The sequence below is a fragment of the Muribaculum sp. genome (assembly GCF_029051885.1).
Lineage (GTDB): Bacteria > Bacteroidota > Bacteroidia > Bacteroidales > Muribaculaceae > Muribaculum.
Genome location: NZ_JAIDKI010000182.1, coordinates 1 through 8,106, shown reverse-complemented (window position 1 = coordinate 8,106; position 8,106 = coordinate 1). Strand labels below are relative to the sequence as shown.

Below are 8,106 nucleotides of genomic sequence, written 5' to 3'. Positions count from 1 at the left end.
CAAGCGAAAATATGCTCGACGATTGACCGCCCTGACGGTAACATTTATTATTAAACAAGCTCTAAACAAGCTCTTAATGCAACAGAACGATGCGTTTATCTGTTTTAACGATATGAATACAGAAAGGAAACATACATCAGGATACGAGAGTATATGTCTTGCCGGAGGATGCTTCTGGGGTACCCAGCATTTTCTGAAGCAGATCGACGGGGTAGTCTCTACCGAGGCCGGATATGCCAACAGCGATGAGCCTGACCCTACCTACAGGGAGGTGTGCAGCGGGCGCACCAATGCCGCCGAAGCGGTAATGGTGACTTACGACACATCGAAGGTCGGGCTGGAGCTTATCTTGCAGTTGTTTTTCATGACTATCGACCCGACGTCGGTCAACAGGCAGGGTAATGACCATGGCACGCAGTATCGCACGGGGATTTACTATACCTCGCCTGCTCAGACGGAGGTGATTGACCGGGCAGTGGGGCGCCTGGCTGAGGAGTATGACCGTCCCATCGCGGTGGAGGTAATGCCGCTGCGTAATTTCTATCCCGCCGAGGATTACCATCAGGACTATCTCGACAGGAATCCGGGCGGATACTGTCATATCGACCCGCGCTTGTTTGAGATTGCGCGTGAGGGTAGCCGGAAGGTGGCTGACGTGGCTGAGGTGAGCCGATGGCAGAAGCCGTCGGACGATGAGTTGCGGCGCCGTCTTACGGATATCCAGTATGCTGTGACCCGGAATAATGCTACCGAGCCGCCGTTTACAAATGAATACTGGAATGAGCGCCGCGAGGGTATATATGTCGACATAACGACCGGAGAGCCTTTATTTGCATCGAGCGATAAGTTTAGCTCAGGGTGTGGATGGCCGAGCTTCTCTCGTCCGATTCCCGGAGCGTCGATAGTCGAGAGGAGCGACCACTCTCACGGGATGGTGCGCACTGAGGTGCGCAGCTATGCCGGCGACGCGCATCTTGGACATGTGTTCAACGACGGTCCTCGTGCATCGGGCGGTCTGCGCTACTGCATCAACAGCGCGGCTCTGCGTTTTATACCTGTCGAGGATATGGAAGCCCTCGGCTATGGCGACTATCTGCCGTATGTGAAGTGACCTCAAGTACATAAAACGGGCGCTGCGTCAGAGATTTCTGACGCAGCGCCTTGTCTATGTAGGTCGGGATTATTTGCCTTTGAGTATGTGGCGGTTGGGTATCAGATGATGCCCTGGGCCATCATTGCGCGAGCCACTTTCATGAATCCGGCAACATTGGCACCCTTCACGTAGTTGGTGAATCCGTCCTCTTCCTTGCCGTACTTCTGACACTGCTCGTGGATATTCTTCATGATGCCTTTGAGCTTTTCGTCGACCTCTTCGGAGCTCCATGAGAGTTTCTGAGAGTTCTGTGCCATCTCAAGACCGCTTACCGATACACCGCCGGCGTTTGCAGCCTTGCCGGGTGCATAGAGTATCTTTGCGTTGAGGAATTCCTTGATAGCATCGGGAGTCGAGGGCATGTTGGCACCTTCGCTCACTGCAATCACGCCGTTGGCGAGAAGTGCGCGTGCGTCGTCGCCGTCAAGCTCGTTCTGTGTGGCTGAGGGCATTGCGATATCACACTTGTATCCCCAGGGACGTCCGCCCTCTACGTATTCGCAACCGAATTCTTCGGCAAACTCACGTATGCGGCCGCGGTATTCGTTCTTGAGCTTGAAGATGTAGTCGAGCTGTTCTTTGGTGAGACCTTCGGGCACGTAGATGCAGCCGTCGGAGTCGCTCATGGTGATTACCTTTGCGCCAAGCTCGAGGAGCTTCTTGGCGGTGTAGGTGGCCACGTTGCCTGAACCGGAGATAGCCACTACCTTGTCCTTGATGTCGATGCCGCGGGTTGCGAGCATGTTGAGCAGGAAGTATACATTGCCGTAGCCGGTAGCCTCGGGGCGGATAAGAGAGCCGCCGAACTCAAGACCTTTGCCGGTGAATGTGCCGGTAAATTCGCGGGCCATCTTTTTGTACATACCGTACATGTAGCCTACCTCACGTCCGCCTACACCTATGTCGCCGGCAGGCACGTCGGTGTCGGGGCCGATGTGGCGCCAGAGCTCAGCGATAAACGCCTGGCAGAAGCGCATTACTTCCATGTCGCTCTTTCCGCGCGGAGAGAAGTCGGAACCGCCTTTGCCACCGCCCATGGCGAGGGTAGTGAGTGAGTTTTTAAAAGTCTGTTCGAAAGCGAGGAACTTCAGAATCGACTGGTTGACTGAGGAGTGGAAACGGATACCTCCCTTGTACGGGCCAATAGCGTTGTTGTGCTGGATACGGTAGCCCATGTTGTTATGTACCTTGCCCTTGTCGTCGACCCATGATACACGGAACGAGAATATGCGGTCGGGAATACAGAGACGCTCGATAAGGTTGTAGCGCTCAAACTCGGGATGCTTGTTGTACTCATCCTCAATAGTGGTTATCACTTCTTCCACGGCCTGCAGGTATTCCGGCTCGTTGGGGAATCTGCGCTGGAGATCCGCTAACACTTCAGTTGCTTTCATACTTAAACTTTCTTTGAAGTTAATTCGGTGAATCTTTTAGAGATTATATATGAATTATACAATCTCTTGGTTTTCTTTTCGGCAAATTTACAACAAAATGGTTACATCCTGCAAATTTTTAAAGCAAAAATATCGAAAATTAGCAATTTTTGCCGCAAAATGTATTATCAGATGCCTAATGATACGCCGAAGTTGATGCATCGCGGCAGCATCGGGCCGTACATATAGCCGGAGTCGCGCATCGGTCCGCGGTCAAAGTCGTTCTGATATGAGTTGAATATATTGCTTACTCCGGCCGACACGTCGAGGTTGACACGGTTGTAGAGGCGGAAGCTGTAGGTGAACTTAAGCGATGCGTCGAAGAATGATTCTGTGCGTACGGCGAGATCCACATCCGTACCCGAGCCGGCGATGTGCTGCACGAGCATCGGTCCGGTGCCGGTGCCTGTGAGGCTTGCCTTGAGCGAGTGGGTAATCTCCCAGTTGGCTGTGAAATAACCGTAGATATCGGGTGTGCGGAACATTTTTTTCTCGGCCGGCACATCGGGATTGTCGCTCCATTGCTCGGGCTGCTTGTAGCGGCTGCGCTGTAGGGTGATGCCTCCCTGCATGTCGAAATGGCTTGAGAAGAATGCTTTTGCCTCGATGTTGAGTCCCATCACTCTCGCTCCGGAGCCATTGTAGCGCTCAAGCACTGCATTGCCTGCCGCGTCGGGCTCGTCGAGCTGACGCAGGGCAAACACATCGCGCAGGTCGGTGAAGAATCCCTCGACGAGGAGATTGGTCTGCACGTTGCCGAAGCGGTGGTACAGGTCGGCCGAGAGGCTTACGCTCTGTGAGCTCTCCTGCTTGAGTCCGGGGGCGAGCACTGTTACCACACGCTCGCCGCCTACGATGGCCACATGGAAATCCTCGTCGTAGGCCTGGGGCGAGCGGAATCCGGTGGAATATGATGCGCGGAAATTGAGATTGTCGGAAGGATTGAAGCGCAGGTTGGCGCGCGGCGATACGACCGGATTGTCAATCATGGAGTGCTTGTCGACGCGCGCACCCACCAGGAATCCCCATTTTTCATTTTTCCATTCGTTTTGCAGATATCCGCTGTAGATATTCACATCCTGCGTTATGTCGTGGTTGTAGCCTACGGTCACGTCGTGCAGACGGTTGTAGGAGTATTCCAGGCCGGCTACAAGCTCCGAGGGCATGAACAGGAACCGGTCGATAGGGTGTGTCCATTGTGTTCCGGCAGTGACCACGATGTCGGATGTGCGTCCGTAGGCGTTGGGATCCATTTCCGAGCCATAGTAGCTCTGTCGGCGTGTATTCTGAGTGGCGGCAAACACCGACAGATGGTCGCGGCGGTCGCGCAGCCAGAGGTCGAGAGTGGCTTCGCCTGCGTGGATGTTGTGGTCGACCTGCTCGGCTATCATCGCCATGTGGGCAGGCTGGTCAAGCCGGTCGCCTCCGCGGCGGTATTCGTGGGTGTTGTGGTACTCGAGAGTGAGTTTCGAATTGTCGCTCGTGCGCAGAAATGTGCGTGCGCCGAGAGTCTGTGTCTTGAGCTGGGCCACTTCGGTAAAGCCGTCGTCGTTGTGGTCATATCCGTCGCGATAGCGGCTCTGACCGTATATGAAGATGCCGGCCTTGTTGTTGTCGGTCACAACAGAGGCGTTGATGGTGGTATTGTTGTCCATAGCTCCCGAAGGGCCTATCGAAGTGAGGGTATGCGCTACTTTGGCGGAGTTGGACAGCGGGTCTTTGGTTATTATATTTATGGTGCCGCCTACGGCCGACGAGCCGAACAGAGCCGAGCCACCGCCGCGCATCACCTCTACGCGCTCTATCATGTTGGCCGGTATCTGCTCCAGGCCGTAGACGCCGGTAAGAGCAGAGAATACCGGGCGCGAGTTCATCAGTATCTGGGAGTAGTGTCCGTCGAGACCGTTGATTCTTACCTGTGTGAATCCGCAGTTCTGGCAATCGTTCTCGACTCTGACACCCGGCTGGAAGTCGAGTCCGTCGGCAAGGGAACATGCTCCGACATTGAGGAATGTGTTGCCCGATAGAACGTTGACAAGCGATGCGCTTTCGCGACGTCGGGTTTCGGTCTTTGACGATGTTACCACCACCTGGTCGAGCATGAATGCGTCAGGCGAGATTTCAAAGTTGAGCTCGACAGTCTGAGGCGACTTTACGCTTGTGCTTTTTTTCTGGTTGCGATAGCCCATGTATGATACCTCGAGGGTATATTCGCCCGGACGCAGGTCGCGGAATATATAATGACCCGATGCGTCGGTCATGGTGGCCATATTAGAGCCGAGAATCTTTACGATACATCCCGTGATATGTTCTCCATTTTCCTTGTCGATGACATGTCCGCCTATGTTGGCATCGGTGGGCACGTTGGCTGCTTTTGCGCTTGCAGAGATTGCGGTCAGTATTATCGCTGCAATCAGAGTAAGTGTCCTGTGAATCATTTGGCTATTTGTGAGTAGGTAATTAATGCTGTGCAAAATTACAAAATGCCTATCCTCTCTGCAATACCCGATTTTAGTGATTGTGTGTTGTGAATGTACGTGTGTCGTAATCAATAATGTGTACTACATGCGACTCTGAGAGATGAACGCAGGGTTGTGGCGGGAGTGAGCGGTTTGATAGGCTGCATGATGATGTCATGTGAGTTATTATCGCTATAGTGTATATGTTGAGGTGTGGTTTGTTTTGGAATATATACGGTATATTCGTTGTTTTGTGCTTTTTTTAATAAAAAAAATTAAATTTGTTATTGTTTTTATTAATTTTGCACGCGTAAAGATTTCTGTCTTTGAAATTCATGAATCTGTCTCTTTCGCATAAATGCCAATGTGCTTTATGACGGGAGAATCGAGCTTTTCATATGCTGATGCTTGAATGTTTGTTCCTTACTTATCTATTTTCATAGGAAATTAAGATTATTAAGGTACTTGGGGCTATTGGAAATCATATAATGGATTCATTTTTATTAATCATATAACCTATTATTAACCCTAAATTTAGATTACTCATTATTTATGAAACAATCCAAATCATTGATGATGTTGCTGTCGTTGTCTTCATCTGTCTTAGTCAGCGCTACAGTGCCTGTGGCTCCGGTAGAGTCGCGTCCTGAATCGAGGTCGGCACTGGTCAGCAATCTGTCGGTTGAGCGCACAGTGCTTTCTGAAAAGGAGATGGCTCCGGGCATAGTGCAGCGTGTGGTACGTGACAGCGAAGGACATATCTACAAAGACATGGTGAAGCATGGAAAGGTATCGGCCGGACGTCAGAATATCCGCAAAGTGTATAAGGCTCCGGCCGGAGCCACATTCTATGAGGGCTTTGAAGGGCATGCCGGAGAGCTTGACTGGCTGCCTGAAGGATGGACCGAAATCAATACTCCTGAAAACAAGCCTACTCTCGAGATGTGTAGCCATAACATCAACAACTCGTGGAGCGGACAGGACACCGGCGACGGATACTGGACCGCAATAACAACTGACGGTGTGAAGGAATGCTGGATTCATTTTACCTACAACTGGAGTTATAAGAATTCGGATGGTGAGAAAGTAGAGGGTGCGAAGGCTCCGCAGGATGAATGGCTCATCACGCCTGAAATTACAGTCGGTGCAAACGATGACCTGTTTTTCCTTGCCGAGGCCGACCTGGGCAGTGTCTATGATTACAACTGGAGTGCCTATATGTATGAGCGCGACAGAATTGATACCGACCTGGAAGTGCACGTCACTACCGACGGCGGCGATACGTGGACATGCCTCTGGAAGCTAAGTGAGAAGGAATGCGCGGATAAGACTGACGCCGAGCTGTATGATTTGATGGGCGAGCTGCAATATGCGTCATATTGTGTGCCTCTTACCGATTACCGTGGCAAGAAAGTAAAAATCGCTTTCCGTTATCTCACACCTTTTGCCGGTGGCAACTCGATGGCAGTCGATGCTGTAACGGTGGCTGCTCCACAGCCTGAGGCTTTCTACACACTTCCCGAAGGGAGCCTGCTTGCAGGCATAAGCGACGGCCTGCACAGCAATACCGAGCCTTATATTCTCATCCCTGCCGATAAGGAAATCAACTGGAGCGCTTCGTCCAACGTATATACCGAGACGAATTCGTGGGCGTTCTACAGCGAGGCTTCCGGTGAGATGACTGATATCGTAGAGGGCAATACGGCTAAGGTATCGTATGGATGGAGCCATGGCGGGGTGATTCCTTATCCTGTACTCACGGCGTCAAATGTAAACGGTTCACATAAATATTCGTTTGGCGGTGAGGAAAACAAGGGCGGAATGTATGTAGGTGGCCGAATTCCGGATCTTGCCGACGAGACGGTATATCTTGGCAACTATGATTATGTCAACAAGGGTCTTGTTGTGCCTAATTTCGGTAACGGTTCTTACTGTTTCGGCACATCTGCCAAAGACACATGGGGCACTAACATCAAGCAGACAGCTATCGGCAATCTGTTCTATGCTCCGGCTGCACCTCTTACCGTTACCGATGTGATGCTTACTCTTGGCGAATTTGATGCTGACGATGATGCAGTGATATATCTTGAGATGTATACCGTCGACTCCGACGGCCGACTCAGCGCGCAGCCTGTGGCCACATCGTCGGTGACAGGAAAGGAGATAACCGGCTTCGGATTCTACAATGCAATCTTCCACCTGGCTACACCTTATGAGATGTCGGGGCATACATTTGTGATGATTAAGGGATTTGACAGTGCGAAGGTGCGCGAGTTTGCCGCATGCGCACAGTCGGGACGCAATGATGCAGCGCATAATTATGCCTACATGATGTTTGACAACAATGGCGTGGAGATGCTTTACTCTGCATCCGATGCCCTTGCCGACTATTCTTCGGCTCTGTATATCAGTCTCAACGGTACTCACCATGTGTTGAGCCTCAGCGAGGAGATTGTGACGCTTGATGAGACTACCAATATGGTGGAAGTAGCGGCGAGCGCTACCAACTCTCCCGAAAACTGGTGGGTGGTCGACACTGCCAATGACAACGCACGTCTGCCGCTGGTAGCTGAGGGCACGACATTTGACTGGCTTACTGTAACGCCGGTGACAGGTGCCGACGGGTCGTATGCCGTGCGCTTCTCTGCTCCCCGCAGCAGTGAGCAGCGTTCGAAGACCGTATATCTCGGCAACGGCGGCACGGAGGCCCGTATCCGTGTGAAGCAGTCGGCTACCACCGATGTCTCCGGCATCGATGGCGTGGAAGATGAGGGCGGTTGCGCCTTATCATTTGACGGCGATATACTTACGGTTGGCGGAGTGGCCTCAGACGAGAGGGTATCTCTTTATGACGCTTACGGACGCAGGGTGTATGAGGGTGTCAACAATGTAGATACCCGCAGCCTTGGCAAGGGTATATATATCGTGCGTTGCGGCACGTATACCGCTAAGTTTGCCAAGTAATAGAGTCGAACTTAGACCCCGTTCCCCAATATTTGTTAACGCTGGGGCGGTCAAGCGTCGTGCAGATGTGTTCGCGCAGAGAGGGAGCAATGCGGTT

General features: G+C 52.0%; 4 protein-coding genes. 2 read left to right on the top strand and 2 right to left on the bottom strand.

Going from position 1 to position 8,106, the window contains the following annotated elements; all coding sequences use genetic code 11:
- The first annotated feature begins 112 nt into the window (after positions 1 to 112).
- The gene (gene msrB / locus K2I50_RS07840) at positions 113 to 1,111 is read left to right on the top strand and encodes a peptide-methionine (R)-S-oxide reductase MsrB (RefSeq protein WP_301025783.1); all 999 of its coding nucleotides are present in this window, start codon (positions 113 to 115) and stop codon (positions 1,109 to 1,111) included.
- A gap of 101 nt (positions 1,112 to 1,212) precedes the next feature.
- On the opposite strand, the gene K2I50_RS07835 is transcribed toward msrB, so the two are convergent.
- Positions 1,213 to 2,547 (bottom strand): NADP-specific glutamate dehydrogenase, encoded by a 1,335-nt coding sequence (locus K2I50_RS07835; RefSeq protein WP_301025782.1) that lies wholly within the window; start codon positions 2,545 to 2,547, stop codon positions 1,213 to 1,215.
- 167 nt (positions 2,548 to 2,714) lie between these two features.
- Positions 2,715 to 5,024, bottom strand: a complete 2,310-nt coding sequence (locus tag K2I50_RS07830; RefSeq protein ID WP_301025781.1) for a TonB-dependent receptor — start codon at positions 5,022 to 5,024, stop codon at positions 2,715 to 2,717.
- A 573-nt stretch (positions 5,025 to 5,597) separates the two neighbouring features.
- On the opposite strand from K2I50_RS07830, the gene K2I50_RS07825 reads away from it, so the two are divergent.
- Entirely contained in the window at positions 5,598 to 8,009 is a 2,412-nt protein-coding gene (locus tag K2I50_RS07825; RefSeq protein WP_301025780.1) for a choice-of-anchor J domain-containing protein, read from the top strand.
- Positions 8,010 to 8,106 lie beyond the last annotated feature (97 nt).